The sequence below is a fragment of the Streptomyces sp. TLI_185 genome (assembly GCF_003814765.1).
Classification (GTDB): domain Bacteria; phylum Actinomycetota; class Actinomycetes; order Streptomycetales; family Streptomycetaceae; genus Streptomyces.
In genome coordinates, this window is the sequence record NZ_RKRB01000001.1 from 3,846,098 (window position 1) to 3,873,004 (window position 26,907).

At 69.3% G+C, this 26,907-nt stretch carries 25 protein-coding genes; 18 read left to right on the forward strand and 7 right to left on the reverse strand.

The window, feature by feature from the left end:
- The first annotated feature begins 15 nt into the window (after window positions 1-15).
- The 3 genes from EDD92_RS17540 (at window position 16) to EDD92_RS17550 (ending at window position 7,385) form a co-directional block, all read left to right on the forward strand.
- Window positions 16-3,501 (forward strand): FtsX-like permease family protein, encoded by a 3,486-nt coding sequence (locus EDD92_RS17540; RefSeq protein ID WP_260326579.1) that lies wholly within the window; start codon window positions 16-18, stop codon window positions 3,499-3,501.
- A 1-nt stretch (window position 3,502) separates the two neighbouring features.
- A complete protein-coding gene (locus EDD92_RS17545) occupies window positions 3,503-6,214 on the forward strand; it encodes an FtsX-like permease family protein (protein WP_123965196.1) in 2,712 nt (903 codons plus the stop codon).
- A 217-nt stretch (window positions 6,215-6,431) separates the two neighbouring features.
- Window positions 6,432-7,385: an ATP-binding cassette domain-containing protein gene (locus EDD92_RS17550; protein ID WP_123965197.1), complete on the forward strand. Its 954-nt coding sequence runs from the start codon at window positions 6,432-6,434 to the stop codon at window positions 7,383-7,385.
- Between the two features lie 130 nt (window positions 7,386-7,515).
- On the opposite strand, the gene EDD92_RS17555 is transcribed toward EDD92_RS17550, so the two are convergent.
- The 3 genes from EDD92_RS17555 to ettA are packed head-to-tail and all read right to left on the reverse strand — an operon-like array spanning window position 7,516 to window position 10,274.
- The gene (locus EDD92_RS17555; protein ID WP_123965198.1) at window positions 7,516-8,193 is read right to left on the reverse strand and encodes a hypothetical protein; all 678 of its coding nucleotides are present in this window, start codon (window positions 8,191-8,193) and stop codon (window positions 7,516-7,518) included.
- Window positions 8,190-8,603, reverse strand: coding sequence for a thioesterase family protein (locus EDD92_RS17560; RefSeq protein WP_123965199.1), 414 nt, complete (start codon window positions 8,601-8,603; stop codon window positions 8,190-8,192). The genes EDD92_RS17555 and EDD92_RS17560 overlap by 4 nt, the downstream gene beginning before the upstream one ends.
- Before the next feature lie 6 nt (window positions 8,604-8,609).
- On the reverse strand, window positions 8,610-10,274 hold the full coding sequence (ettA, locus tag EDD92_RS17565) for an energy-dependent translational throttle protein EttA (protein ID WP_030934638.1): 1,665 nt from the start codon (window positions 10,272-10,274) through the stop codon (window positions 8,610-8,612).
- A gap of 803 nt (window positions 10,275-11,077) precedes the next feature.
- Between ettA and EDD92_RS17570 the strand changes: the two genes are divergently transcribed.
- Window positions 11,078-11,947, forward strand: a complete 870-nt coding sequence (locus EDD92_RS17570; protein WP_123965200.1) for a hypothetical protein — start codon at window positions 11,078-11,080, stop codon at window positions 11,945-11,947.
- Window positions 11,948-12,576: 629 nt separating this feature from the next.
- On the opposite strand, the gene EDD92_RS17575 is transcribed toward EDD92_RS17570, so the two are convergent.
- The 4 genes from EDD92_RS17575 to EDD92_RS17590 all read right to left on the reverse strand — a co-directional run bounded on the left by EDD92_RS17575 (window position 12,577) and on the right by EDD92_RS17590 (window position 15,947).
- Window positions 12,577-13,227, reverse strand: a complete 651-nt coding sequence (locus EDD92_RS17575; RefSeq protein WP_123965201.1) for a TRADD-N-associated membrane domain-containing protein — start codon at window positions 13,225-13,227, stop codon at window positions 12,577-12,579.
- Window positions 13,228-13,519: 292 nt separating this feature from the next.
- The gene (locus EDD92_RS17580) at window positions 13,520-13,873 is read right to left on the reverse strand and encodes a signal peptidase I (protein ID WP_123965202.1); all 354 of its coding nucleotides are present in this window, start codon (window positions 13,871-13,873) and stop codon (window positions 13,520-13,522) included.
- Between the two features lie 3 nt (window positions 13,874-13,876).
- Complete coding sequence (locus EDD92_RS17585) at window positions 13,877-15,454, reverse strand: transcriptional regulator (RefSeq protein ID WP_123965203.1); 1,578 nt, start codon at window positions 15,452-15,454, stop codon at window positions 13,877-13,879.
- 127 nt (window positions 15,455-15,581) lie between these two features.
- Complete coding sequence (locus tag EDD92_RS17590) at window positions 15,582-15,947, reverse strand: GntR family transcriptional regulator (RefSeq protein ID WP_123965204.1); 366 nt, start codon at window positions 15,945-15,947, stop codon at window positions 15,582-15,584.
- Window positions 15,948-16,387: 440 nt separating this feature from the next.
- Between EDD92_RS17590 and EDD92_RS17595 the strand changes: the two genes are divergently transcribed.
- From EDD92_RS17595 to EDD92_RS17655, 14 genes are all read left to right on the forward strand, one after another.
- Entirely contained in the window at window positions 16,388-16,651 is a 264-nt protein-coding gene (locus EDD92_RS17595) for a DUF6284 family protein (protein ID WP_123965205.1), read from the forward strand.
- Window positions 16,648-17,097, forward strand: a complete 450-nt coding sequence (locus EDD92_RS17600; RefSeq protein WP_123965206.1) for a Pycsar system effector family protein — start codon at window positions 16,648-16,650, stop codon at window positions 17,095-17,097. Before EDD92_RS17595 ends, EDD92_RS17600 begins: the two co-directional genes overlap by 4 nt.
- A gap of 38 nt (window positions 17,098-17,135) precedes the next feature.
- Window positions 17,136-17,963 (forward strand): protein spdB, encoded by an 828-nt coding sequence (locus tag EDD92_RS17605; protein ID WP_123970431.1) that lies wholly within the window; start codon window positions 17,136-17,138, stop codon window positions 17,961-17,963.
- Window positions 17,963-18,352, forward strand: a complete 390-nt coding sequence (locus EDD92_RS17610) for an RRQRL motif-containing zinc-binding protein (protein WP_123965207.1) — start codon at window positions 17,963-17,965, stop codon at window positions 18,350-18,352. The genes EDD92_RS17605 and EDD92_RS17610 overlap by 1 nt, the downstream gene beginning before the upstream one ends.
- A 2-nt stretch (window positions 18,353-18,354) precedes the next feature.
- Window positions 18,355-18,672 carry a hypothetical protein gene (locus tag EDD92_RS17615; protein ID WP_123965208.1) on the forward strand — a complete coding sequence of 106 codons (318 nt, stop codon included), beginning with the start codon at window positions 18,355-18,357 and terminating at the stop codon, window positions 18,670-18,672.
- Window positions 18,672-18,908 (forward strand): hypothetical protein, encoded by a 237-nt coding sequence (locus EDD92_RS17620; protein WP_185124049.1) that lies wholly within the window; start codon window positions 18,672-18,674, stop codon window positions 18,906-18,908. The genes EDD92_RS17615 and EDD92_RS17620 overlap by 1 nt, the downstream gene beginning before the upstream one ends.
- A gap of 57 nt (window positions 18,909-18,965) precedes the next feature.
- A complete protein-coding gene (locus tag EDD92_RS49865; RefSeq protein WP_185124050.1) occupies window positions 18,966-19,130 on the forward strand; it encodes a hypothetical protein in 165 nt (54 codons plus the stop codon).
- Window positions 19,131-19,241: 111 nt separating this feature from the next.
- Window positions 19,242-21,359, forward strand: a complete 2,118-nt coding sequence (locus EDD92_RS17625; protein ID WP_123965210.1) for an ATP-binding protein — start codon at window positions 19,242-19,244, stop codon at window positions 21,357-21,359.
- A gap of 204 nt (window positions 21,360-21,563) precedes the next feature.
- A complete protein-coding gene (locus EDD92_RS17630; RefSeq protein WP_123965211.1) occupies window positions 21,564-22,040 on the forward strand; it encodes a hypothetical protein in 477 nt (158 codons plus the stop codon).
- Between the two features lie 22 nt (window positions 22,041-22,062).
- Entirely contained in the window at window positions 22,063-22,338 is a 276-nt protein-coding gene (locus EDD92_RS17635; protein ID WP_123965212.1) for a hypothetical protein, read from the forward strand.
- Window positions 22,339-22,427: 89 nt separating this feature from the next.
- On the forward strand, window positions 22,428-23,273 hold the full coding sequence (locus EDD92_RS17640) for a bifunctional DNA primase/polymerase (protein ID WP_123965213.1): 846 nt from the start codon (window positions 22,428-22,430) through the stop codon (window positions 23,271-23,273).
- A gap of 2 nt (window positions 23,274-23,275) precedes the next feature.
- The gene (locus tag EDD92_RS17645) at window positions 23,276-24,751 is read left to right on the forward strand and encodes an ATP-binding protein (RefSeq protein WP_123965214.1); all 1,476 of its coding nucleotides are present in this window, start codon (window positions 23,276-23,278) and stop codon (window positions 24,749-24,751) included.
- Between the two features lie 494 nt (window positions 24,752-25,245).
- Window positions 25,246-25,485 (forward strand): helix-turn-helix domain-containing protein, encoded by a 240-nt coding sequence (locus EDD92_RS17650; RefSeq protein ID WP_123965215.1) that lies wholly within the window; start codon window positions 25,246-25,248, stop codon window positions 25,483-25,485.
- An 85-nt stretch (window positions 25,486-25,570) separates the two neighbouring features.
- Window positions 25,571-26,827: a site-specific integrase gene (locus EDD92_RS17655; RefSeq protein WP_123965216.1), complete on the forward strand. Its 1,257-nt coding sequence runs from the start codon at window positions 25,571-25,573 to the stop codon at window positions 26,825-26,827.
- Window positions 26,828-26,907 lie beyond the last annotated feature (80 nt).

Genomic DNA, 26,907 nt, shown 5'->3' on the forward strand with positions numbered 1-26,907 from the left:
CACGGGGGGTTGGGCGTGACGGCGTTCGGTGCGGTGGCACGGTTCGTCCTGTTACGTGCCCGTGCGCACCGCCTGCTGCTCGCCGCCGCGCTGCTCACCGTCCTGCTGACCACGGCCGTCCTCGCGACCCTCACCGCCTACTCGGGCGCGATCGGTGACGCGGCCCTGCGCCACTCGCTGCAGGACCCGCAGAACGCCGCCGACGCCGCGCTGATCGTGAAGGCCGACGTCCCGGCGGACCGGCGCGCCGCCGCCGACGAGGCCGTACGGCGGGGCGCGCGGCGGACGTTCGACGGGCTGCCGGTGACCGTGCGGACCCTGGTGCGGTCGGGCCCGTACGCGCTGCCGCGCTCGCTGCAGCCGCCGGCCGAGCGGTCCGGGAACCCCGCTCTGACCTATGTCGCGGCGCTGGACCCGACCCAGGTGCGGTTCATGTCGGGACGGGCGCCCCGGACGGGTTCCGGCGCCGGCATCGAGGCGGCGCTCCCGCAGACCGCCGCCCGGCGTCTCGGTCTGAAGCCCGGCGCCCGTCTCACCCTCGTCGACCGGCTCGGCGGCCCGAAGGTGCACGTCACGCTCACCGGCCTGTACCGGCCCGCCCGGGCGGACGCGCCCTACTGGCGGCTGGACGACCTGGGCGGCCGGGGCGTCACCACGGTCGACTTCACGACGTACGGCCCGCTGCTCGCCGCCCCCGGCGTGCTGAGCGGCGGAAAGGTGAGCGCCGGCCCGTCCGGGTGGCTGGCGTCGGCCGACTTCTCGGCGCTGACGACCGGGCGGATCGACGAGCTGCGCAAGGCGGCCGGAGCGGGCGGGGCCGCCCTGCGCAGGCAGCCCGCGCTCAGCGGCACGACGGCCGCGGGCACGTCCCTGCCCGGCGTTCTGGACCGCGTCGAGCGCTCGCTGCTCGTGTCCCGTTCGACCCTGCTGATCGTCGCGTTGCAGCTGGCGCTGCTGGCCTGCTGTGCGCTACTGCTCGTAGCCCGGCTGTTGAGCGCCGAGCGCGCGGGCGAGGTGCGGCTGCTGCGGGCGCGCGGCGCCTCCCGCGCGCGGGTCGCGGCGCTCGCCGCCCTGGAGGCGCTGTGCCTGGCGGCGCCCGCGGTGCTGTGCGGGCCCCTGCTGTCGGGCCCGCTCACTCGACTCCTGGCCGGCCAGGGGGCACTGGCACGGATCGGGCTACGACTGGAGGTGCCTGCGGGCGGGGGGCTCGGGGTGTGGGTGGTGGCGGGGGCTGTGGGGTCGGGGTGCGCCCTGGCCGTGACGCTGCCGGGCGCTCCGCGGGATGTGCCGGGATGGGCTGTGGATCGACTGCGGGTCCGTCGTGGCTGGTCGCGCAGTTCCCCGCGCCCCTTGAAGGCCGGGGGTGGCCCAGAACCGAACCGGGCCGGACCTCTTAAGGGCCGTGCGGATCGGCCGCGCCCTGAAGGGGCGCGGGGCGGTATCGCTATGCGGCTCCGCCGCGGGGCGCGACAAGCCACGACGCATCCGCACTCAGCCAACGACGGAAGCAACCGAGTTCCCAGCCGCACAGCACGCGCGGCAGGCGCCCCGGTGCGCGCGGGCGCCGACCTGGGCCTCCTGGCCGTGGCCGCCGTGGCGTACTGGCAGCTGAGCCGGCAGAACTCGGGCGCCGTGAACGGCGACAAAGCCGGCACCCTGGGCATCGACCCGCTGCTGGTCGCCGCCCCGGCACTCGCACTGCTCGCCGGCACGGTGCTGACGCTGCGGCTGCTGCCCCTGGTGGCGCGGCTCGCCGAGCGCCGGGCGGCCGGCGGGCGCGGGCTGACGGCGGCGCTGGCGGGCTGGCAGCTGAGCCGCCGCCCGATGCGCGGGGCGGGCCCGGTGCTGCTGCTGGTCCTGGCCGTCGCGCTCGGCATGCTGGCGATCGGGCAGCGCGCCTCCTGGAACCGCTCGCAGGACGACCAGGCGGACTTCGGCGCGGGCGCGCCGGTGCGTGTCCTCGCCGCCGGGGAGGACGGCCTCGGACGCACGGAGACCTACGCGGCGATTCCGCACGTGCGGGAGGTCGCCCCGGCCCTCCGTGCGGACCTGCCGTTGTCCGGCGACCGCACGGCGGCACTGCTGGCGCTGGACACGGCGCAGGCGGCGGACACGGTGCTGATGCGCCGGGACCTGGCCTCGCAGCCGGTACGGCCGCTGCTCGCATCCCTGGGCCCGAAGGCGCCGACGGCCGGCTCGAAGGTGCCCGCGGGCACCGCCCGGCTGCGGCTGACGGCGGCCCTGCACAGCTCCTCGCGGAACGGGGCGGGCGCCGCGGCGGACGTGACGGTCACGCTGGTGGACCGGTACGGGACGCCGTACCAGGTGCCGGCCGGGGAGCTTCCCGGCGACGGGCGGGCGCATGCGCTCAACGTTCCCGTCTCCAAGGGGTCGCTGACGCTCACGGGTGTGCAGTTGGTGCTGCCCCAGCCGGTCGGGGAGCCCGAGCAACATCGCCTTACTCTGGGCGAGTTGACGGCGACCGAGGTGGGCGGGAACGTACGGAAGGTGCCGCTGCCCGCCTCCTGGAAGGCGTCCGTGCGCAGTGACGGGCAGGTCTCCTCGCCGGACGAGAGGACGAACCCGACGAAGCCGGGCATGAGTTCGTCGGGACCGCCCACGGTCGAGTACGGCACGGGGTACGTGCCGGCCGAGGACACCTGGGTCACCGCGTCGTTGACGGTGCGGGTGCAGGTCGTACAGCCGAGGCCGCCCGAGATCACGGCGGTGGCGACCGACCGGTTCCTCACCTCGGCGGCCGCGCGCACCGGGCAGCGGGTGGACGTGACCGTCGGCGGCGAGAACGTGCCCGTGCGGATCGTGCGTGCGGTACGGGAGCTGCCGACGACCGGCGATGCCGACGGGGGCGCCCTGCTGGTCGATCTGCGGTCCGTGAACCGGCTGTTGGAGACGCGGTACGGGACGAGCGCCACACCCACGGAGTGGTGGCTGCGGACCGGCCCCGGCAAGTCGGCCGAGGTCGCGGCGGCCCTGCGGGCACTGCCCGAACTGGATCCGGCGCAGGTCGTGGTGCGGGACGAGACGGCCGCCCGGCTGCGGGACGATCCGTTCGGCGCGGGCGCGGAGGCGGCGTTCGCGGCGGCGGCCGGGGTGGCGGCGGCGCTGGCCGCCGTCGGTTTCGCGGTGAGCGCGGCGGGGTCCCTGCGGGAGCGGGGCGCCGAACTGGCGGTGCTCCGCGCCCTGGGCGCCCCGCGCCGCCGCCTGGCCCGCATGATCGCCGTCGAGCAGGGCGTCCTGGTGGCACTGGCTCTGGTGGTGGGGACGGCCCTCGGGACGGTGCTGGCCCGGGCGGTGATCCCGCTGATCGTGCTGACGGCGCAGGCCACCCGCCCCGTGCCGCGGGTGCTGGTCGAACTGCCGGTGCCGCACGTCGCCGTACTGCTGGCGGCGGTGGCGGTGACGCCGCTGCTCGTGACGGCGGCGCTGGCGGTGCGGCGCGGGGATCCGGTGATGTCGTTGCGGGAGCAGGGGGGTGAGTGACATGAATGCGGTACCGGCTCCCTGGGTCCTTACGCGGCTGCGTGCCGCGCCCGGTGCCGCCTGTGCGCTGGCGCTGCTGGTGGCGCTGACCGCCTGCCTCGCGGCCGCCTTCCCGCGGGCGGTCGACCGGTACGAGGACGCCGCTCTGCGCCGGGCCGTCGAGCGGGCGCGGCCCGCGACCACCGGCGTAGGTGTGTGGGCGCGGCAGCCGAGTCTGCTTCTGCCGCGGGAGCAGCGCGAGGAGGCGCTGCTCCCCGGCACGCTCGCCGCGCAGTACACGAAGGTCCGTGCCGCCGTGCCGGGGCCGCTCGTCGTCGACCCGGACCAGTCGACGTACGGGGTGCGCACCAACCCCCAGGAGGTACCGGACCGTTGGCTGCCCCGGCCGAGCGGTCTGCCGGCGCAGATGTCCCTCGCAGCGCAGCACGGCCTCGCCGACCACGCGACGGTACGCAGCGGACGCCTCCCGCGCACCGCCGGCCGGGTCACCGCCGCCACCGCCGGGGTGGAAGCCGCCGTCACCGTCGAGACCGCCGAGCGCCTGCACATCAAGGTCGGTTCGGTCATCCACGTACCCGGCGAGGAACGCGCCCCGCTCGCCGTCCGCGTCACCGGCATCGTCACCCCGCGCGACCCCGGGGGCGCCTACTGGGCCGCCCAGCCCCTTCTGCGCACCCCCGACCTCGTCCTGCTGCCGGGAAACGGCGCCGACCCCGACAAGTACTGGGTCGGCTCTCTGCTGCTCGCCCCCGAGGCGGCCCCGGCGATGCTGGGCACAGCCGGAAGCGCTTGGCGCTACTGGCAGTTGGCCCCCTCGCCCGCCGCCCTCCACGCCCACGAGGTGGACCGCCTGAAGTCGGCCGTCGCGTCCCTCGAGGCCGGCCCCGTCCTACGGAAGGTCCGCACGCTCACGGACCCGACCACGACGGTGAGCACCGACCTCGACGACGTACTGGGCGGCTTCACCGGTCTCCGGTCGGGCGTCCGCCCACTCGTGGCCGTCGCGGCCTTCGGCACCGGCACGGTCGCCGCCGTGGTCCTGCTGATGGCGGGCGGCCTGGCCGCCGACCGCCGCCGCGCCGAACTCACCCTGCTGCGCGCCCGCGGCGCGTCCCTGCCCGGCCTGGCGGGCCGCCTGCTCGCCGAGACCGCGGTGGCCGCGCTCCCCGCAGGGGCCGCGGGGCTGGCGGTCGCCCTGCTCGCGCTCCCCGGCGGCCGCGCCTCCTACGCGATCGCCGCGGCGGCAACGGTCACGGCGGTCGCCTGCGCGGCCCTGCCCCTGCGGGCGGCCGCCGTGCACCGGGCCGTCCGTATCCACGGCGGCCGCGCGGACGTGACCTCCGTACGGCCGTCCCGACGCCGTACGGTCGCCGAGCTCACCCTGGTCGTGGTGGCCCTGGGCGCGGTCGAGACACTGCGCAGGCGGGGCACGACAGGCGATCAACTGACCGCGCTGGCACCGGTGTTGGTGGGGGTGGTCGCAGCCCTGATGCTCGTCCGCCTCTACCCGCTCCCGCTGCGCGGCCTGGCCCGTCCGGCGGCCCGGCTGCGCGGCGCCCTGGGCCACCTGTCACTGGCCCGGGCGGGCCGCACCTCCGCCTCAGCGGTGCTGCCCCTGCTGGCCCTGCTCACCGCCCTCACCACGGCGGCCTTCGGCGGCTCGGTCCTCGCGGGCGTACGCGAGGCCCGCGACCAGGCGGCCCTTCTCGCGGTCGGCGCCGACGCCCGCATCGAGACGACGTCCCCGCTGCCGCCGGGTCTGCCGGACCGGATCCGCCGGACGCCCGGCGTACAGCAGCTTGCGGTCGTGAGCATCACGTACCAGGCCAAGCCGACCGACCTCACCCGGTCGGTGCCGCTGGCGGGGGTGGACCCGCGGGACTACGCGGAACTGACGAGCCGGACGGGCCTCGGCCCCTTCCCCGAAGGGGAGTTGAGGGAGAAGTCGGGCCACGGCGCGCTCCCGGCACTCGCCTCCCCTGCGGTGGCGAGGACCTACGGCACCCGGCCCTTCCCGGTACGCCTGGAGGACGGCACCACGGTCACCGTCCGCATCGCCGTCGTCCGGGACCGCACCCCTGCCGTCACCGGCGACAACTTCCTGGTCGTGGACCGCGCCGGCCTGAACGGACCGGCGTCGCTCCCCACCGCACTGCTGCTGACCGGCACCCACCTGAACGGGCCCGCCCTGCGCAGAACGGCGCCCGGCTCGGCGGACGTACAACTACGCACCGAGGAACGCGCCCGATACGCCGACTCCCCCCTCCAGACCGGCGCCGAACGCGTCTACACGACGGCGGTCGCCGCGGGCGCCGGCTACGCCGTACTGGCCCTGCTAGTGTCCCTCCTCCGCACAGCCCCCGAACGCACGGCCCTCCTGGCCCGCCTGCGCACCATGGGCCTGACCCGCACCCAGGGCCGCCGCCTGCTGATCCTGGAGTCCCTGCCCCAGGCGGTCCTGGCAGCGGCCGGTGGCACCCTCACGGGCTGGGCGACGATCCGGCTCCTGTCACCGGGCGTAGACCTGACAACCATCGCACTGGCCTCGGCCCGAGCACCGGCGACGGATGCAGTGCTGCGAACGGATGCGATGTCGCTGGTCGTCCCGGCGGCGGCGATCGTCCTGGTGACGGTGGGGGTTGCGGGGGTTCAGGCCTGGTGGACGGGGCGGCGGGGAGCGGTGGCGGAGCTGAGGGCGGGGGACGCGAGATGAGACAGGGGACGGGGGGCGCACCGCCCTAGCTTCGGGCAGTCGTGCCGCCGCAACCGCCACAGCTGCCCCGCCACCCTAGCTGCGGGCGATCGTGCCGCTTAGAGCGGCACCCGACCCAAAGAGAGCGGCACCCCGCCGGCGCCGGCGAGCGCACCCACCCCCACAGCAACCCCCGCCCCGGGCCACTGTCCACCGAGCCGATGCCCAGGAGACCCCGATGCCCCCGGCAAATCCCACCCTCACCGACCTGGCAAACCGCGCCGCAGCCCACCGCAACCGCCCCACCTACGGCCACGACGCCCTCATCACCTGCGACCGCCTCGTCCGCATCTTCACCACGGACGGCACAGAGGTCCAGGCCCTCCAAGGCCTGGACCTCCTCGTCCACGAGGGCGAACTCATGGCCCTCGTAGGCGCATCGGGCAGCGGCAAATCCACCCTCATGAACATCCTGGCGGGCCTCGACACCCCCACCGCCGGCACCGCCCGCGTAGCCGGCCACAACCTCCTCACGATGACGGCGAAGGACCGCCTGACCTACCGCCGCACCACCGTCGGCTTCGTCTGGCAGCAGACCTCCCGCAACCTCCTCCCCTACCTCACCGCGGCCCAGAACATCGCCCTCCCGATGCAACTCGCGGGCGCCCGGAAAGAGCGCCGCCTGCACACCGAACGCGCCCTGGAACTCATGGAGTTGCTGGACATCGCCGACTGCCGCGACCGCCGCCCCCACCAGATGTCCGGCGGCCAGCAGCAACGCGTCGCCATCGCCGTGGCCCTCGCCAACAAACCCGCGGTCCTGCTCGCCGACGAACCCACCGGCGAACTCGACTCCCACACCGCGGAACAGGTCTTCGCCGCCTTCCGCACCGCGAACGAGCACCTGGGCACCACCATCGTCATCGTCACCCACGACCAGGCGGTCGCCGACGAGGTCCGCCGCACGGTCGCCATCCGCGACGGCCGCACCTCCACCGAGGTCCTGCGCCGCAGCGAGGTCGACGCGACCACCGGCCACGAAACGGTGGTCGCCCGCGAGTACGCGATGCTCGACCGCGCCGGCCGCCTCCAGCTCCCCGCCGAGTACACCGAGGCCCTGGGCATGCGCGACCGCGTGGCCCTGGAACTGGAGCCGGACCACATCGCCGTACGACCGGACGACAGCGACTGATCACGTGAGTGCTGGTGGCGAGCGGCGTCACACCTGGACGACCCTGACGACCCCGATGGGTGTCATCGGCTTCGGACTCACCGCCGCGTTGTGGCCGCCGGCCGGATGACCGGCGGCCCTGGTCGGACGACTACCGGACGCTGACGTCCAGCGCCCCAAGTCCCGTACGCCGGACGGCAATCGATCCGTACGGCGTGCGCAGCCGCAGCCAGGCGCCCGACGAGACCAGCGCCAGGCCCCCGGCGCCCTGCGTGGAGCGGAGGAACCCGAGCGACTGTGCCGCGTGCGCGGCCCGTACCGGGAGGTGTGTGTTGCCGACCGTCCGGGACCAGATCTCCCGTCCGATGCGGTCGAGCTCGGCGCGGGTGCGCAGCTCGGGCGCCAACTCCCCCGTACGGGAACGGAATTCCGCGACCGCCGCGCCGACCATGGCCCGCAGGGCATCGGGCGCGGGCAGCCCGGGCTCGGGCCGCCAGCCGCCGCGCGGCGGGAGGACGCCCGCCCAGGGCGGCCCGGTGACCGCGGCCGGAACGCCGGCCGTCGCGGCCGACTCGTCCACCGTCTCCAGGAGTTCACCGGCGGACACGGTCACGTCGAGCGTGACGTCGAGCCCCTTCTCGTACGGCTTCGCGAGCCGCACCGCGCGGATCGCGAGCACCTCGAAGGACGGCGGGCGCCCGAAGACGGCGAGCGCGGTCCCGGCGGCCTGGAGGCGTACCGCGGCACCGCGGTCGTAGTGGAGCAGCCGTGAGAGGAAGGCCGCGAGGTCCGCCGCCTCCCCCTCGTCGGCGAGGTGGAGCACCGTCATGCGGCGACGGCCTCCTCCTCGGTGTCGTCCCGGAACCCCTCGAGGAACTCCCGCTCCTCCGAGGTGATCCGGCGCGGCCGTTGTGTCTCGAAGTCGAACGGCACGACGACGGTCAAGGCCCGTACATAGACCAGGTCCTCGTCCTTCACCTCGTAGGTGACGGTGAAGGACGCGGCCCTGATCTCGGTGACCCACAGCTCGATGTCCACCGGGTCGGGCCGGTGCACGAGCTGCCGCTTGTAGTCGATCTCATGGCGCGCCACCACGGACCCCTGCCTGGACTCCTTGCCCCGCAGGGACAGGAAGTCGATGCGGGCTTCCTCCAGATACCGGAGGAAGATCGCGTTGTTGACATGGCCGTACGCATCCATGTCCGACCAGCGCAGGGGGCAGCGGTAGATGTGACGCAAGATCGATCAGCCCCGGGTCAGCTTCTTGTAGGTGGCGCGGTGCGGACGCGCGGCGTCCGGTCCGAGCCGCTCGATCTTGTTCTTCTCGTACGACTCGAAGTTGCCCTCGAACCAGAACCACTTGGAGTCACCCTCGTAGGCGAGGATGTGCGTGGCGACTCGGTCCAGGAACCACCGGTCGTGGGAGACGACCACGGCCGCGCCCGGGAACTCGAGCAGCGCGTTCTCCAGCGAGCCGAGGGTCTCGACGTCGAGGTCGTTGGTCGGCTCGTCGAGGAGCAGCAGGTTGCCGCCCTGCTTGAGGGTGAGCGCCAGGTTGAGGCGGTTGCGCTCACCGCCGGAGAGGACGCCGGCGGGCTTCTGCTGGTCCGGGCCCTTGAAACCGAAGGCGGACACGTACGCCCGGCTCGGCATCTCGACCTGGCCCACGTTGATGTAGTCCAGCTCGTCCGACACGACGGCCCAGAGGGTCTTCTTCGGGTCGATGTTCTCGCGGCTCTGGTCGACGTACGAGATCTTGACGGTCTCGCCGACCTTGATGGAGCCGGAGTCCGGGGTCTCCAGACCCTGGATCATCTTGAAGAGCGTGGTCTTGCCGGCGCCGTTCGGGCCGATGACACCGACGATGCCGTTGCGCGGCAGCGTGAAGCTGAGGTCGTCGATCAGGACCTTGTCGCCGAAGCCCTTGCTGAGGTTGGTGACCTCGACGACGATGCTGCCGAGCCGCGGGCCCGGCGGGATCTGGATCTCCTCGAAGTCCAGCTTCCGCATCTTGTCGGCCTCGGCCGCCATCTCCTCGTAGCGCGCGAGACGGGCCTTGGACTTGGCCTGCCGTCCCTTGGCGTTCGACCGCACCCACTCCAGCTCTTCCTTGAGCCGCTTGGCGCGCTTGGCGTCCTTCTGCCCCTCGACCTTGAGACGGGTCTGCTTGGTCTCCAGGTACTTGGAGTAGTTGCCCTCGTAGCCGTGCAGCCGGCCGCGGTCCACCTCGCAGATCCAGCCGGCCACGTTGTCCAGGAAGTACCGGTCGTGGGTCACGGCGACGATGGTGCCGTCGTACTTGGCAAGGTGCTGCTCCAGCCAGTTCACCGACTCGGCGTCGAGGTGGTTGGTGGGCTCGTCGAGCAGCAGCAGGTCGGGAGCCTCCAGCAGCAGCTTGCAGAGCGCGACGCGGCGCCTCTCACCACCGGAGAGGTTGGTGACGGGCCAGTCGCCCGGGGGGCACCCGAGAGCATCCATGGCCTGCTCGAGCTGGGCGTCGAGGTCCCAGGCGTTGGCGTGGTCCAGCTCCTCCTGGAGCTTGCCCATCTCGTCGAGCAGCGCGTCGGAGTAGTCGGTGGCCATCAGCTCGGCGATCTCGTTGAACCGGTCGAGCTTGCCCTTGACCTCGGCGACGCCCTCCTGGACGTTCTCCAGGACGGTCTTGTCCTCGCTGAGCGGCGGCTCCTGGAGCAGGATGCCCACGGTGTAGCCCGGCGAAAGGAACGCGTCACCGTTCGACGGCTGCTCCAGCCCCGCCATGATCTTCAGAATGGTCGACTTACCGGCTCCGTTCGGGCCGACCACACCGATCTTCGCGCCGGGCAGGAAGTTCAGCGAAACGTCGTCAAGGATGACCTTGTCGCCGATTGCCTTGCGCGTCTTGCGCATGGTGTAGATGTACTCAGCCAAGAGAAACCGTCCGGCAGCTTGAAATCTGGCAGTGGGCAGATACACCCCATCTTGCCTGACTGCCACCCCTGGGGGGAAACCCGTATGGCCGAGGGGCTCTGACCAGGGGCGCAACGGTCCGCCACGCGCCCGGTACCTGTCGTTGCCGGTCGTCGTCTGTCGTCGTTGGCCACCCTCGGACGGCCCACAGACGGCCCGACCTGACCCGCAAAGCGCCAGATCAGAGACCCGGACACGGCTTCCGGGTCTCGCCGCTCTGAGCCCCTCAGACTCGTGCTTGCTCGGGGAGTGGTCAAGACCCGCTACCCGCCCGGCGACGTCCCAGCCTCCCGGCTCCGGCCACGTATCCGCCGTACCAGCACCGCGGCGATCGCCGTCATGACCTCGTGCCGTTAAGAGGGCCGTACCCTGTGCGGGGGTGCCGCCCTCTCCCGCATTCTCTGCGGGGACTGTCAAGCCAAGTCGCTGACCAGGCCAAATGGCGTTTGCTGGCGTTGGTTGCCGTTGAACCCGCGCGAGGCCGTTGTGCCCTCAGGGCACGACGAGGCACAGACCGCGCCGCACGTCGCCCATGACCTGGAGCTCAAGCCTAGAGTCCGGCGATCACCCCACGGAGGCCCCCCAGCTACCAGTGCGGACCACTACTCGTCGGCAACAGACACGGCGTCAGATTCGCTACTCCCGGCGTACGATACGGACGCTGAATCTTCGCTAGGCGCCCGGGGGGGACCTTGACTCAGAGCCGCTTTCGCACCGTTTCATTTTTCGAGGTAGTCCGAGGAAAAGACGACCACAACCCTCGTATGGAGCACGTCGATTGGCAGCTAGCCTTAGAAGGCATGCTTCACCGGACCGCCGCACACAGAACGTTCACCGATCCAGATGGTGACACGTATATCGGCGAATCGGTCGCCTACTTCAATCAAATGCATCTGATCGTGGGGCGCATCGGCGCAGGCAACATGCAGACTGTTGACCTCGACCACGGCCACATCGAAGAACTCCGCCTTGAGGGCAATCGAGGCTTCATCGACACCAGCACGGTCTGTTTTTTGAGCTACGCCAACATTATTGGCGTGATGCATGGAAACCAGTCAGCACCAAGAGCGTCGGCTATTCAGCGCTGGATGAACGCATGCGGAATAACCACAGATGATGTGGCACTGTGGCCCGTGATCTCCAAGAGCGTTTGGGAAAAGCTAGAAAACGCCTCAGCCGTGCATAACGTGGAATTCACCTTCCGCCCGAACCCTGCTTGGATGCCCCAAGATGGTGTCTCCTTGTTCGGCTTCAGCAGAGAGGCAGGAGAGCGTTATGCAGACCATCGAATCACCATCAAGGTAGAAGTGCCTAAGCGAGGAGGGGGCGGCCCGACCTCCCGAGCGCGCGGACACAGGCGCCTTCAGGATGATGCCGTGAGTCTCGTTTCCGGGCTTGGCTACCTTGTAGGTCCGAGCAGCATCGATCGAGCTCGCGCGCTGGTGACGTCGCCTACGCCGGACGGGCACCACAAGGAGGAGGCTCTGGACTTCCTCAAGCACCACGTCACAGCGAAGAAGCGAGTCGAAGTCCTCGACGACGAGTCCCGACCGCGTCATGCCGTAGCCGTGCAGGCCATCATGGAGGCCGCGCGCGAGCACGAGGACGACCTCAAGGCCGCTGTCAGTGGGTAGCTCTATCGTGGGCTCCGACAGTGGGGGGTAGACCTTGTTGCGGCCAAGTGATATTTACAGACGTCTAGCGAGTATGTGGAGCGAGCATCCGATAGTTGACTGGGGACTGTCTCTAGTAGCAACAGCCGTCCATGCAGCCTTTACGTATTACGGCGCGTCTTCTTCTATCTTCCGAGGAATCGACCACGATCGCCGTGGCGACATCTACATGACGACCGCTTCGATATCTGCACTCATCGGAGGGTTCGGCACGGCTGCCATTAGCCAATACGCAACGGCGAATGGCAGGAGGATGCTAGAACTGAGACGCCGATTTGGTGCGAGCTTACGCAAGAACTGGTCAGGGATTCTTGTATCCATGCTCGCCGTTTCTGCGGGAAGTCTATTGGCTCTAATGCGGGATGGTGCAAAAACGGTTGGCCTCGTTGGATGGCTAATGGAAGGCTTGCTCATTCTGGGAACCCTGCGCTCACTTCGGCTCGTTTGGCTTTTCAGCATGCTGATCGACATGGCTGACGCGGACGTGACGGAGCCACAGAGATCACCTGCGGTGCGGATTCCAAGCAGTAGGAATTTCCCCCCTCCCTAGCCGGGAGACGTTCGCTTCACGGCGCAAGAGTTTGCAGTGCCTAGTTCCGTGGCGGCGGTTCGATAACGCCTCTGCCGCTTTCATCACGTGGCGGCAAGATTCGATCAGCCACATCTGAAGCCTCTGGCATGAATCCCAGAGATCTCATCGCAGCTACTGATTTCAACCTGTCCCGTAGTTCAACATCATCGACACGATCAATCAAGCTGAGCGTCTGCTCCAACGTCAGGTCGGCGCGCATCTCACCATGGATGCGCTCCGCCTGTTCCGTCAGATGCTTTCGGGCTCGGTTCGAGTGAAGGGCGAATGCCCCTCCGCAAGAGCTGATCAACAACCCGCTCAACGATGTAAGCACTGGGAGGTAGCTCCACTCCTGGTTGCCAGCATTAGCGAGGGCAAGTGCCCCGCCCACCAGAAGGATGATCGCACCGCCAGACATGAATGCAACGCTGAGTCGAAATGTCGTCTCAGCCTGTTTTAGGGCCTGCCTCAGAAAATCGAATAGGAAGGTTTGACGTTGAGCCGCGTGATCCGTCCCCTTAGACTCAACTCTGACTTCGCCTCTATTGAAATTGCCAATCTGGACCACCTTGTCACCGAAGATCACGTCAGCCTGCGTGTTTGAGAACCACGGGCTGTTATCGGCGGTGCCGTTACCGTCTGCTTCGGTGTCGTCGTCCCTGTTGGTCATGAGCCCCCCTGCTCCGGCCTCAACGCATCGAGTGTAGAGACTCACGGATGCCATCAGGTAGAGGTTGAGGAAGTCGGTGCCATAGACACGCAGCAACGCCAGAGGGCCCTTACCGACTCGGTAAGGGCCCTCTGAACTGCTCGCTGGTCGACGAGGTCGAAGCCCGCACGCTGGCCGTGTGGCCCGGAGTAGCTCCGTCAGTCCTCCGGCTGGGGTGCCGCACGACCCTTTTCACCACCTGCTCGACCTCGTGCCGCGGCAGACTCACATCCTCGCGCGCCGCATGCTCGCGTCAGCCGACGGACGGCCAGCGCACGGTGACGACTACAGAGTCTTCCTCTGCCTGCCACGAGTGGTCGATTCCGGGTCCCCACACCACATAGTCGCCCTGCTTCTCCAGCGTGACGCTTCCCACACTGAGGTCTAGGCGGAACTTGCCGCTCACCAGGAGGAGCATGGCAGTCCGCTGATCATCGGCTACCCATTCCGGCCGCTTCTCGCCGGCCGGATGGATACCCCACTTCACCTCTAGTGCTCCCGTCTGACGCACTGCGCTCCTGCTGGGGTCTATGAAGTGGCCCAGAAGCCAGCCGCGGTGCTGGTCGGCATCAGAGTTCGCGTTGCCCGTGTACCAGTTGTCAGCCATGATCTACGACTCCAATTCGATGGAAGGCATCCGAACACGCTGGCCGCCGATCGTGGCAAGCCGTCGGCATCCTTGGGTGAACGCGAAGAATCCTTCATTACTCCAGCGCGGGTCGAGCGCCAACGCCTCGAGTCGCACAGTATCGAGGCTAGAGTAGCGATGCAGTCCGCTTGACTCCCAGTTGGCTCTAACCTGACCGCCGTACTTGACCCACCACTCTTCGTCATCGATGACGATTAGGCTCGCGAACTCATAGTTTCCGCTCACGAGGTTGACCCCCACAGCCGTGGACTCCATCCGCCACGCATCGCTGCCTTGCCGGTCCATGAGCCAACGCATTGGGTCGGAGAGAAGGCTTGGGTGCATCGGATCTGCATGGAGCTGATCGCCGACAGTAGAGTCCACATCGGTTCGCCCGAAGAGCTCCTCTTCCATCTCCCGCTCAAGCGTTGCGGAAAAGCGAGCATCCTCGCCGTAGTCAGCTAACGGCCCGTGGAACGCTTTGGGGATTACTGCTAGTCGACGGTTCGCATTGAGCACACTGCCGGACCGCTCTTGAATCAGGAGGAGGTAGTCAGGGTCGTGGCCGCGTCCACGGGGTCGTGCAATCGCAGTTAGGGCCAGGGCTCCGCCTGCGCAAATTCGCCCGGCGAAATCCAAGACCGTTGGCACATCGGGCAGAAGCTCGTCTCTTATTGGCATGGCTAGTGGCCGGTCGGTCCCTTGAGTGGCGATTGACCGCATAAGCTCACCCTCCAAGAGGTTGAGCGTCAAGGCGAATTCAACAAAATCGATGACACCTACACTGCCAGCCACGACCCCCGGGCGGATATCCAATGAAGTCAGAGTGTAAATCTCAGAGTTGACGATCTGACTGCCCTTTTCAAGTGATTCAGCCAAACTTCGCGCTGCTTCTTCCGCCACGCCCCGAGTAATCTTCATTCCACGTCGTGTGTTGGGGTGAAACCGAAAGTCGTCCTGCCCGCCGCCTACTGGCTGCCCCAGGTCCAGCCATGCATCCTGCGTCAGAATGGTTGTCGCGTGCTCTTGGCCAGCTACCTGCGCTGTGTACGGGCGCCACTGACCAAACCCTGCCCGGTAGTAGCGCCGTGCAGCCTCAGCGGCCTGCTGCCGAGTCACCTGCGCATTTCGATGAGCCTGCGCTTTCAAGGCGTTTGAGTCTAAGGCGGCAAGTTCGTCGGCGACTCGCTCTCGCGCGCTACCGGGCGCCCAATCAAAGTTCGATTCGAGCCAGGCCAAGCCCGCGGCGATGTGAGGGTCTTCCGCCAAGCGCTGCTGCGCAGGCGTTGGATGACGCGCAGTGACTTGGTTTGTGCTCTCTGGTTGGCGGCTCCCGACTAGTAGTGCAAACCGCGCCTTGACGTCGGCCGCTGCCTGAAAAAGCAACGTATCCAAGGCGCGCTGAATCTCCGCTGTCGGGACCAACCGTGGGTTAGCGCTCCATCCGGCGACAGTCCTGACGGATGTTCCGAGGAGATCGGCGAACCCTTCGTTAGTTTCGCGCAACGCCCTTTTCAATGCGCTTGCGTGCTGGCCGGTCCATGTGTCAACGACGTCCACGGGATCCCCCTCCTGTCAGCGGTCTGCACTGCGGCTGCACTGCGGCTGCACTCTCGCTTCATGTTGAGTTGCCGAGTCTTGCGATTGACTCTTCCCATGAAGAGACGGAGACCCAATCACCCAAAGTTCAGAGGCCTTTACTCTGACTCGTACTTCCTTCGAGTCGACTAAGGCGTTCTTTTACATCTTCGAGCTCTGTGCGCAACGAAGCAACCTGCTCTTCTAGGTTTCCGCTTTCGTTCGCTGCGGCTGAGGCGTTCTCCTCCACGGGGAGGACAAAGGTTCCTTTGCCGCTTACGGAGATGATTAGTTTCTCCTGCTGTAGCGCTTTGACGGCATCGTGCACCGTGACCTGCGCGGTCTCGTAGTACTTAGCGAGAGACCGGAGTGAAGGAAAACTCTTCTGTTCAAATTCGCCAGCACGAATTCGCTGCCGCAGGTCTTCTGCGATCTGGAGGTGCAGCGGACTGGGGGCATCTCTGCTGATCGGCACCCAGTCACCGTACCAAGGTCACGGCGACCGCACTAGGGCGCATCAGTGACAGGGCTTGACGGGCCGTCGGCCCGGTGTCACAGTGAAGCGCATCAGAGCGCCCTAGGGCGCCATGGCTGTACGGAGGAACGCCCGGAGGAAAGCCCGGAGGGGTGAGTACGAAGGAAGCGTCAGTTACTTGAGAACTCAACAGAGTGCTGAGAGAAACCGCCCCCTGTTGCTAGGCGGGCGACGTGCGCAGGTCCTGACCTGCGTGCGAGTTCAGTGCAATCCGACCTTTCCGCAGCTCAACGCTGCGGCCGGTTGCCTCCACTGCTCGTCTCGTACGAGCAGTGCCGAGGGGAGCCGGATGTTCCGACTTCAACGGCGCGCGGCCCCGGAGGTGCAACTCCGGGGCCGCTTGTTCGGGCCGTTGCCTTGCTGAGAGGAACCACGACCCAATGGACCACATCGTCACTGTTCAGGACGCTGTTACCGCGTTCGCCGACTGGATCGAACCGACGAATGCGGAGCTGGACGCGATCGAGCAGGAGATGCCCGCGATCCTCGCGGACGTCGACCTGCTCGACGCCGTGATCATCACCCTTGACCGCACCCCGAGCGAGCTGGACGCGCGGCGCATCCGCCGCGCTCACCGTCGGGTGCTCGCCGAGCGGCTGACCCTGGCCAACCGCACCTCCGGTGCCACGGGCGGTGCCGCATGAGCACCACCGAGCAGAAGCTGACCGCCGCGCACGCGGAGGTGAAGGCGGAGATCGCCCGCACCGACAACAAGACCGCGCTGCTGCTGGCGTTCGTCGGCGCGGTGCTGGCCGGAGTTTGGTCCATCGCCCGCGACCTGCCCCTGAACGGGCCCGCGTACGTGGTGGGCAGTGCGGGGATGGCGCTGCTGGTCGCGGCGGCCGGACTGCTGCTGCGGTCGGTACGCCCAAACCTGTCCGGTCGGCACGGCTTCCCGCTGTGGGCCATCCTCACCGCCGAGGAGATCACCGCCACCGTCAACGGCGGCGACCTGGCCGCCGACATCGCGGGCCTGTCCCGGCTCGCGGTCGCCAAGTTCACCTGCCTGCGCCGCGCGGTCGACCTGACGCAGGCCGGTGGGGCCCTGCTCATCCTCGCGCTGCTGCTCACCGCCGGAGGTGCGCTGTGAACGCCAAGAACACCAAGACGGTGCTGCCCGCCGTGGCGATGACGGCGGTGTCCATGGTGCTCACCCTGGCCGTGGTCGTGATGTGGCTGGGCACGGCCGTGCCGTGGCCCGTCGCCCTGGTCGTCGGTCTCGGCATCGACGGGGGTTGGCTGGCCACCCTCGCCTACGAGCGCAGGCTTGCGGCGCAGGGCGACCACAACCGCACGGTGACCGCCGTGGGCTGGTCCTTCGGCCTGGTCGCCTCCGGCGTCCTCGTGGCGCACGCGCTCACCGCCGAGCACTCCGCCGCCGCGTGGCTGGCAGTCGCCTGGCTGCCCATCGCCGCCAAGGCGCTGTGGCTGGTCCACGGACTGTGGGAGCGCACCGCGCTCACCCCGCTCGCCCTGGACGCCATCCGGGGCATCCAGCAGGAAGCCCGCGACGAGGCGGCCGTGGCCCGCGCCCGGCTACGGGCGGAAGCGGTCACGGAGGAGACCCGGCTGACGGCCGTGACGCAGGCTGGCGCCCGCGTCGCCCGCGTCCAGGCCAAGACCGCCAAGACCCTCGCCGGGGCGTGGTCGACGCTGGAGACGGCCCGTCAGGGAGAGGGCACCGGCAGGGCGCTGACCAGCGTGACGACCCCCGTCACGCCCGACGTCACGGCCCGTTGGGAGCTTCCCGTGTGGGGCCCCGTGGAGCCGGTAGCGGCGCTGGAGACGGCGCCCGCGCTCACGGATGCGGCGCTTGACGCGCTGGTCGACGAGATCCGCCACAGCCAGACCCCGACCCTGTCGTACCGCGAGATGGCCACCCGCTTTAGGGCGGCCGGCCACTCCGCCTCCGAGGTACGCCTGAGGGCCGCGTGGAAGCGCGTGGTGGCGGCCTGATGTCCGCCGCCTACGGCAAGTGCTTCGACCCCAACGGCGCCCGCCACGGCGTGCCCACCTATCCCTGGAAGCTGGCCCCGGACGGGTATGCCACGCGACGGCAGTTACGGGCTCGCGGCCTGCGTCCGGGTGGTCAGCCGATACAGGCGCAGGTCATGCGGATCAACCGCCGTACCGGCACACCGCGGGTCGCCTACCTGTACCGCGAGGACCGCGCGCTGCCGGTGCGGCCGATGACGTCGCGCAAGTGGGGCGCCCTCGCCTTGGCGATGCTCGCCCGCCAAACGTGCCCGTCCTGCCGGATCACCTACAGCTACTGCATCTCCCGCCGCTACGGCCTGTGCGGGATGTGCATCGACGCCAACCAAGCCTCCCAGAAGGGGAGTTGAGCATGGGCAAGCCCAACACTCGTCGGCTGGACAAGGAGATCCAGCGGACACAGCGCAAGATCGAAGCGGTCCAGAACGAGGAGATGTGGCCGCTGACCGGCCAGGAGCGGCGCCAGGTCGCCCGCGCCGTGATCGGCGGCTCCTACCGGGTCACCCGCGGCAAGAGCACCGGCCGCGCCGAACGCGCCCTGGAAAACGTGTGGAACGCCGTGCAGATCCGGCTGACCACCGAGCTGACCGCGTTGGAGAGCGAGCGGCAGCGCATCGTGACCGAGGCCGCCAACGCCAAGGCCGCCAAGAAGTCTTCGGGGTGGTTTTGATGTTCCAGGCCGGTGACATCGTCCAGATCGTCTCGTGTGAGCGGGATTCCCGCCTGGTGGGCAAGCGCGGCTACATCATCGACGAGGCCCCGCCGTTCAACGGCCTGTGGGCCGTGCACGGCCTGCCCGGATTCCTGACCGCCAACTCCGGCGGCTTCACCGCGAACGAGCTGCGCAAGGTCGGCCACGACCCCCGCCGGGCGCCCAAGCCCAAGAAGGAATCGAAGTGGTTCTGAGGCGCCCCCCTCGGTACGGCCGCTGACCGCCACGATCGCCCGCTTCGGAGGATCTCGATGAGCTGGAATCACCGCACCACCGTGCTGCAGGAAGGCCGCTTCGGCCGCTACAAGTACACCTTCCGCTGCTCCTGCGGCAGCTTCAGCCCGCCCGTGGACAGCCGAGCGCGCGCTGAGGCGCTGGCCACACAGCACCGCAACACCCGCACGCCCCGCCGCTAGAGCCCGCGTCCTGCTCGCCCGCCGGGGTTGCCGCCCCTGCCACGGCCACGGCCACCCCGGCACTCCCTCTCAACTCCCGCCCGGATCAGGGCAGTCAGGAGCACCTTCAGCATGTCCGAGAACGTCGTTCACCTGCACAAGGACCCCCAACCGCCCGCCGACGAGGCGACCGTGACCACGCTGACCGTGGTCCCCGACCCCGCCCCGGCCAAGCCCGTGCCGCTGTGGGTGCGCTCCGGCCGCGCCGTGCGCACGGTCGTCACCCACGAGACCACCAAGACCACCGTGCGCGCCGTGGCCCGGCACGGCCTGTACACCGTCAACGGGGGCCGGATCGTCGCCCGCCGCACCTGGGACGGCCGCACCGGTTCCCGCTACGAACGCATGCTGCGCGCCGCCGAAGCCGCCGGGAACTACGAGGTGGCACAGGAATGGGAGGAGCGCCTTCAGCGCTTCCGCGACGCACGCCACCGCCGCCGCATGGACCTGCTCCACTCCCCCCTCGACGTGGCCAAGGGCGTCGGGGTCGGCGTCGGCATGAGCGTCGGCACGCTGGTCGCGCTCGGTGTGGTGATGGCCATCAACAACCACGACGTCAAGGACGTCATCACCCCGCTTGCGGCCGTGATCGAGTTCATCGGCACCCTGATCCGGATCGTGCAGATCGTGTGGGGCCCGGCCCTCACGATCGGCCCGCTGCTGGCCCTGCTCGCCCTGTGGGCCGTCGGCAGCAAGCAGCAGGCAGCACCCGCCTGGGCCCTGCCCGACAACGTCCGCAACGGTGAGGGTGAGCCGATCACCCCGTCCATCGTCGTCAAGGCCCTGCGCGACCTGGGGGTACCCGCCCTGCGCAAGGCGATCACGGAGATGGGCGACGCCGGCGCCTCGATGCTGGGCCCGATCCGGATCGCCGGATGCGGTGTCGAGGTCGACGTCACGCTTCCCTCCGGGGTCTCGACGAACGAGGTGCAACAGCGCCGCCGCAAGCTGGCGGAGAACCTCACGAGGCACGAGCACGAGGTGTTCATCACCATCCCGCAGGCCGCCCGCACAGTGCGGCTGTGGGTCGCCGACTCCGGGGCGCTGGATGAGCCGATCGGCCCGTCCCCGCTGGTCACCGACGAGACGATGACCGCCGACTACGCCAAGGGACGCGCCCCGTGGGGCCAGGACCTGCGCGGCGATGCGGCAGCGCTGAGCCTGTATCAGCGCCACCTGCTCATCACCGGCCTGTCCAACCAGGGCAAGACCGTCGCCCTGCGCTCCCTCGCGCTGTGGCTCTCCCTGGACAGGTCGGTCGAGTTCCTGATCGGTGACCTGAAGGGCGTCGGCGACTGGGCCATGTTCACCGGTCTGGCCCGCATCCTGATCCAGGGCCCGACCGACGAGCACGTCATCCAGGTCACGGAGATGGTCGAGGGCGCGGTCGAGGAGATGAACCGCCGCATCCAGGCCCCGCCCGGCACGGTGTTCCCGCCGCTGATCGTGCTGGTCGACGAGGCGCAGGTCGCGTTCATGTGCCCGGCCAAGGACGAGGACAAGCGCCCCTACGGCGGCTCCAAGGCCAACTCCCGGTACTTCATGGCCGTCCGCAAAATCCACAACCAGGGCCGTGCCGTGAACGTCCTCATGTGGCAGGGCACCCAGGACCCCACCAACGAGAACCTGCCCAAGCTGGTCCGCGAGGGCGCCCACACCCGCGCTTCCCTCGCGCTGGGCACCGAGTCACAGGCCCGCATGGCGCTGGGAGACAAGGCCGTCGACGGCGGCGCGGCCCCCAACCTGCTGCGTCCGGGCCTGGATCGGGGAACCCTGGTCGTCGCCTCCGACGGCATCGCCATCCCGGCCGGACAGTCGTCCATCACGGTGCGCACGCACTACATCGACGACGACGCAGCCGAAGCCATCACCGACCGCGCCAAGGCACTGCGCGACGGCGTCACCACCCTCCACGCCATCGAGAAGGGCGAGGAGCGCGACCCGCTCGCCGACATCGCGTCCGTGGTCGGCGACGCGGCGCGGGTGCGCACCAAGGACGTGCTCAAGCGGCTCGCGGTGCTCAACGAGCACGCCTACGGCGGCTGGTCGTTCCTCGACCTCAAGCGCGTCCTCGACGACGCCGGAGCCGAGCCGTACAAGTCCGACGGCGTCATGGTCGTCAGCCGCGACCGCCTCGCCCGCGCCCTCGCCAACCGCGACGACGAGGGTTCCGCTTCTGCCTCCCAGTGACAGGGAGGCGACCGGTGTCGGGGCAGGGAGGCAGGGAGAACTCCCTGAACCCCTCCCTGCCCTGCCTCCCTGGCTCTGACCTGCACGATTGATCATTCAGGGAGGCAGGGAGGCACCCCAGGTCAGACCCCCGAAACCCCCTCCACAGCGCCCCCGGAAGGGGGTGTCTCAGCCTCCCTGCCCCACCTTCGGAAGGGATTCCGCATGCACCCCGACAACACCCCCAGCACCGTCCGGCCGGAAGCCGGATTGACCGAGGAAGAGGCCGCCACCGAGGCCCGGCGGATCATCGCCGACGCCTACCGGCCCACCACCTACCGCGACGACGCCCCGGTCCCTACCCACGGCACCACCCCGCCCGTCGTCCAGCCCGGGCGCCCCCCGATGAGCCAGGGCGCCACCGACGCCAGCGTCCTCATGCTCACCGGCGGCGCAACCGTCTCCATGGTCGGGCTCACGGCGGCCGTGCTCATGTACGTGTCCCAGTACGCCGACCCGGTCGTGTGCGGGCTCGTGTTCGGCGCCCCCACCGCCCTGGTGCTCGCCCTCGCGCGGCTCGCCAAAAAGGCCAAGCCCGCCCCGGACGTCCACCAGCACTACACCGGCCCGGTCTACCAGGACCGGCGCAACGTCCACACCCGGACCACCGGCGTGTGGGCCAAGACCAACAACCGGCACTGACCCCCAGAGCAGGAGAACCCACATGACGGCCAAGCAGCTCGCAGCGACGCTGTACACGCGGACCGCTGAGCGCACCTACCGGCCCGAGCACCTCAACGCCGACACGGTCCGCCGCCTCATCCGCAGGGCCCGCACCAACCGGACCGGCGTGGAAGCGGTGCACATCTACGAGTGCACCGGCCGCGACGGCACCGCCGTGCACATCGCATACATCCGCTACGCCCCGGACCACTGGTCCAACGTCACGGACGTCCTCGACGTCTACGAGATCCCCACCGCAGCCCTGACGGACCTCTAGCTACGCCAAGGGCGACCCCCTCGTCTCGCCAAAGTCGCGGGGTCGCCCTTGTCTCCAGTCCTCAACAGACCTGTTGGAGGTCTCCCAGCATGACCCAACAGACCCCTATCCGGCGAGTGGCGCTGACCCTCGCCGCTGACGGAGTGCCTGTGCTGCCGCTGCGGGGCAAGGTGCCGTTCGGCAACTGCCGCTACTGCGCGGGCAACGCGTGCGGTGGCCGGCCGAACATGAAGAATGCGGGCCCGTGCCAGTGCCCCGCCCCGTGCCACGCGTGGGCCGCTGCCACCACCGACCCTGACACGATCGCCTCGCCCGCATGGGCTGCCGCGTGGCGTCGGGCCGCGTCCGTCGCCTACCACCCCGCAGGCGCAGGGCTGACCGTGGTCGACCTCGACAACCCAGACGCCATCGCGTGGGCACACGCGAGCCTGCCCGCCACCCGCACCCTGCGCACGACGCGGGGAGAGCACTGGATCTACCAGGGCGTCATGCCGTCCGCCAACGCCGTACGGCCCGGCGTCGACATCAAGTCCCTTATGGCGTACGCCCGTTGGCTCGGAAACGGCACGGGCGCCATAGCCCCTCTCCCGGCCGTGGTGCGGTCGTTGGCAGTAAAGGAGCCGTCGCACGCCCGCAGGGCGCCACAGACGCTCACAGTGCCTCTGAGGGGGCGCGAGGGCGAGTGCCGACACCGCGCCCCCGCCTACCTGGACCGTGGCATCGCCATGGCGGTGCAGCGCATCACCGAGGCCCGTAGCGCCATCCACGCGACCGTGTACCGCACCTTCCTCGCCGTGCTCTCGACGCATGGCCGGTGCGGCTGCCTCACCGACGCCCACGTCGCGCGGCTGTTCACCGCCGCGCAGGCCAAGGGCGAATCCCCGCGGCACTGCACGGACGCGTGGACCAACGCCCGCACCGCACTGGGGATGTGACCGTGTCCGAGGACGAGAAGACTCCGGCCCGCCAGATCATCACCGACTACGCGCAAGCGCACTTCCGGTACTTCCGCACCATCGACGGCACCGTCTACGCGCAGAAGAACGGCCACCCCGTAGCCCGACCCATCCGCTCCCAGGGCACCACCGGAAGCCACCGCCAGGAACTCATGGTCGGCCTCTTCAAGGACGGGGTCGGCGTGTTCAACGGCACGGCACTCAAGGAGGCGTTGGACTTGATCGAAGCACTCGCCCTGACTGAGGACGTACAGCCCACCCACATCCGCGTCGCGCCCGGGTTCGACGGTGCGACCTGGCTCGACCTGGGCCGCACCGACGGCAAGTCCGTCCGCATCCACCCCACCGGCTGGGACATCATCACCCCCGACCCGCAGGAAGTCTGCTGGCGGCGCACCCAGCTCACTGGCGAACTCCCCCTGCCCGCCAAGGACACCAACGGCAAGGGCATCGACCTTCTCCTCGGCCTGTGCAACTTCGCCGGCGCCGAGACCGAATGCCTGGCCCTGGCCTGGCTGATCGGCTGCCTGGAACCCTCCGTGCCCGTCCCCGCACCCTTCCTCACCGGCCCCCAAGGAGCGGGCAAGTCCACCGGCGGCCGGATGCTCGTGCGGGTCATCGAGGGGATGAGCGGCGACCTGCGCCGGGCCCCGAAGGACGAGGAGAACATGATCACGGCCGTCGCTGCCGGATGGGTCACCGCTCTGGACAACCTCTCCCACCTGCCCCCGGACCTGTCCGACCTCATGTGCTGCGTCGTCACCGGAGCCGAGAGCATCAAGCGCGCGTTGTTCACCGATGGTGACGTCGTCCGCTCCCGCTACCGGCGCCCCATGCTGCTGACCGGTATCGACGTCGGCGTTATCCGGCCCGACCTCGCCGAACGCCTCCTCCCGCTGCGTCTCGTCAGGCCCCGGGTACGGCGGACCGAGGCGGAGCTGTGGGCGGAGTACGCGGAGATCCTCCCCGTCGTTCTCGGCTCCCTGCTGGACCTGACGGTCAAGGTGCGGGCCGCTCAGGCAGAAACCCCCACTGACCTGCGCATGGCCGACTTCGCCCACCTGTGCGCGCAACTCGATGCGGCCACCGGCTGGGGCTCGCTGGCCTCCTACCGGGCCAGCCTCGACGACCTCAATGACGACGTCATCGAAGGTGACCTGCTCGCGCAGACGGTCCTCAAGCACGCCGCCGAACTCGACGCGGGAGCGGAAGTCCGCATGACGTCCTCGGAGTGGCTGCACTGCCTCACCACCCTCTACAGCGGCGAGGAATGCCGCCCCCTGCCCAAGGGCTGGCCCACCACCGGCAAAGTCCTCTCCGACCGCCTCAAGCGGCTGCAACCGACCCTCGCCGCACGCGGCGTGCTCATCGACTGGGGACGCACCAGCGCCGCCCGCTACATCGAAATGACCCGCGCCCCCGCCCTCGCCCCCCACCAACAGGAAGCGGCGTTCTGACCCGCCACCAGGGCGGACAAGCAAGAGGAGCACCCCCGCCCGGCGCGGGTGCTCCTCTTGTTGTTCCGGCGGCGTGCCGCCGCAGAGTCGTGCCGCTGCGCGGCTCCGCATTCGTCTTGAGCAGCGCCGCACCACGACAGACACCACCCCGTCGCTTTCCTAAGAGAAGAGATCCTGCGTCACCCACGTCACCAGCCACCCGAACCCGGGCGCTGACCAGTGGCTACAGCGGTGACGCAGACGGCCGAAACCTGTGTCACCGCCCGTCATCCGCGTCACGGGTGACAGAACCCCGCCCCGCGCTGTGACACGCCCCGCACTGCCCGCGTCACCGCATCACCACAGGTCAGAGCCACAAATGACGTGCGTGACGCGATGACGCAGAAATCCGCCCTTCGGACAGACGCAGGCCCCCGCCCGCCCTGCACGGACGGCACCAGACCCCACCGCAAGACACCTCACCCAACCCCGATGGACATGAGGAGTCATCAGCCATGGCCACCGAAGAGCCGACCGACCCGCGCGCCATCCTGCGCGGCGGCCTCCCGGACTGCTACCTCACCCCCGAAGACCTCGTCGTCATGTTCAAGCTGCCGAGCGTCGAGACCGTCTACCAGTGGCGACGCAAGCGCATCGGCCCCGCTGGCTTCCGCGTCGGCCGCTACCTCCGCTTCAACCCCGCCGCCGTACAGGCGTGGGAGGCCGAACGCACCGCCCTCGACGACGCGGCCTGAGCCTGCCGCACCCCGCACCCAACCCCCCTGGGAGGGCCACACCGTGGCCCTCCCCACCCCATGCCCAGAAGGGACCACGCCCCACATGGCAGGCCACATCCAAGACCGCTGGTACAAGACCGAGACCAACGCCGCCGGCAAGACCGTCCGCGTCAAGACCGACCGCCACGGCACCGGCCTGCGCTACCGCGCCCGCTACATCGGCCCGGACGGTACCGAGAAGTCCAAGAGCTACCCCGACGGACAGAAACGTCTCGCCGAGAAGTGGCTGACGCGGATCGAAGCGGACATGGACGCTGGTCAGTACATCGATCCGAATGCCGGGAAGATCACGTTTCGCGAATACGCCGACAAGTGGTTGGGCGGTCTGACGACGGACCCGGTGAGTCAGGAAGTCGTGGACAGGCGGGTTCGCCTGCACGCGATCCCTCACCTGGGATCACGTCCGATGGGATCGTTCAAGCCCGAGCACATGCGTACGTGGTTGAACCGCCTCAACTCCGCAGTGCCCAACGGCACGTACCGCCGTGCGATCTACGACTCTGTGTCGGCGGTGTTCAACGCTGCGGTGGACGATGGCGTGCTCAAGTCGAACCCCTGTCACGCACAGTCCGTCAAGCCCCCGATCCCCGAGCACCGGCTCATCGTGCCTTGGACCAACGAGCGCGTGCTGAGCGTTCGCGAGGGACTTCCCGTTCGGTACGCGGCCACCGTGGACGCCGGCGCGGGCTGCGGGCTCCGGCAGGGAGAGATTCTCGGGCTTGCCGTGGACAACCTCGACTTCGACGCGGGTTGGGTGCACGTGCGCCAACAGGTCAAGCGGGTGGGCGGCAAGTTGGTCTTCGCCCCGCCCAAGCGGGGCAAGCTGCGGGACACGCCGCTCAGCCCGGTGGTGGCTGCGGGCTTGCGTGAGCACATGGCACAGTTCCCGCCCACCGCAGTCACGTTGCCCTGGAAGACCCCGGACGGGCCAGCGGTCACCCTGAAACTCGTCTTCACCAACGGCGTGGGCAACGCCATCAGGCGGAGCTACTTCGACGACTTCGTGTGGAAGCCCGCTCTCGCCCACGCTGGCGTCATCCCGCCCAAGGAGCGGGGCCAGCGCTACGCCGCCGCTCCGGACGACGGCATGCACGCGCTGAGGCACTTCTACGCCTCGGTCGTCCTAGAGGCCGGAGGGAGCATCAAGGCCCTGAGTACGTACCTGGGACACTCCGACCCCGGATTCACGCTGCGGATCTACACGCACCTGATGCCCAGCAGCGACGAGAAAGCGCGGGCTGCCGTCTCCTCCGTGTTCCAGCGCCTTCAGCCGGTGCGGGAGCTCCACGCAGCGGCCTGACGGCCCACAGACGGCCCACGGCCCCACGACGGCCCCTGTCCGACGGCTCCGCCGCTGGTCAGGGGCTGTTTGGCGCCTTA

Bases quoted from the DNA above. Each gene is read 5' to 3' on its own strand.
- EDD92_RS17600 (WP_123965206.1), top strand. From the start codon at position 16,648: ATGAGCACCACCGAGCAGAAGCTGACCGCCGCGCACGCGGAGGTGAAG.
- EDD92_RS17595 (WP_123965205.1), top strand. From the start codon at position 16,388: ATGGACCACATCGTCACTGTTCAGGACGCTGTTACCGCGTTCGCCGAC.
- EDD92_RS17655 (WP_123965216.1), top strand. From the start codon at position 25,571: ATGGCAGGCCACATCCAAGACCGCTGGTACAAGACCGAGACCAACGCC.
- EDD92_RS17635 (WP_123965212.1), top strand. From the start codon at position 22,063: ATGACGGCCAAGCAGCTCGCAGCGACGCTGTACACGCGGACCGCTGAG.
- EDD92_RS17545 (WP_123965196.1), top strand. From the start codon at position 3,503: ATGAATGCGGTACCGGCTCCCTGGGTCCTTACGCGGCTGCGTGCCGCG.
- EDD92_RS49865 (WP_185124050.1), top strand. From the start codon at position 18,966: ATGAGCTGGAATCACCGCACCACCGTGCTGCAGGAAGGCCGCTTCGGC.
- EDD92_RS17555 (WP_123965198.1), bottom strand. From the start codon at position 8,193: ATGACGGTGCTCCACCTCGCCGACGAGGGGGAGGCGGCGGACCTCGCG.
- EDD92_RS17605 (WP_123970431.1), top strand. From the start codon at position 17,136: ATGACGGCGGTGTCCATGGTGCTCACCCTGGCCGTGGTCGTGATGTGG.
- EDD92_RS17575 (WP_123965201.1), bottom strand. From the start codon at position 13,227: ATGACCAACAGGGACGACGACACCGAAGCAGACGGTAACGGCACCGCC.
- EDD92_RS17550 (WP_123965197.1), top strand. From the start codon at position 6,432: ATGCCCCCGGCAAATCCCACCCTCACCGACCTGGCAAACCGCGCCGCA.
- EDD92_RS17570 (WP_123965200.1), top strand. From the start codon at position 11,078: ATGGAGCACGTCGATTGGCAGCTAGCCTTAGAAGGCATGCTTCACCGG.
- EDD92_RS17615 (WP_123965208.1), top strand. From the start codon at position 18,355: ATGGGCAAGCCCAACACTCGTCGGCTGGACAAGGAGATCCAGCGGACA.
- EDD92_RS17640 (WP_123965213.1), top strand. From the start codon at position 22,428: ATGACCCAACAGACCCCTATCCGGCGAGTGGCGCTGACCCTCGCCGCT.
- EDD92_RS17580 (WP_123965202.1), bottom strand. From the start codon at position 13,873: ATGGCTGACAACTGGTACACGGGCAACGCGAACTCTGATGCCGACCAG.
- EDD92_RS17620 (WP_185124049.1), top strand. From the start codon at position 18,672: ATGTTCCAGGCCGGTGACATCGTCCAGATCGTCTCGTGTGAGCGGGAT.
- EDD92_RS17630 (WP_123965211.1), top strand. From the start codon at position 21,564: ATGCACCCCGACAACACCCCCAGCACCGTCCGGCCGGAAGCCGGATTG.
- EDD92_RS17625 (WP_123965210.1), top strand. From the start codon at position 19,242: ATGTCCGAGAACGTCGTTCACCTGCACAAGGACCCCCAACCGCCCGCC.
- EDD92_RS17610 (WP_123965207.1), top strand. From the start codon at position 17,963: ATGTCCGCCGCCTACGGCAAGTGCTTCGACCCCAACGGCGCCCGCCAC.
- EDD92_RS17650 (WP_123965215.1), top strand. From the start codon at position 25,246: ATGGCCACCGAAGAGCCGACCGACCCGCGCGCCATCCTGCGCGGCGGC.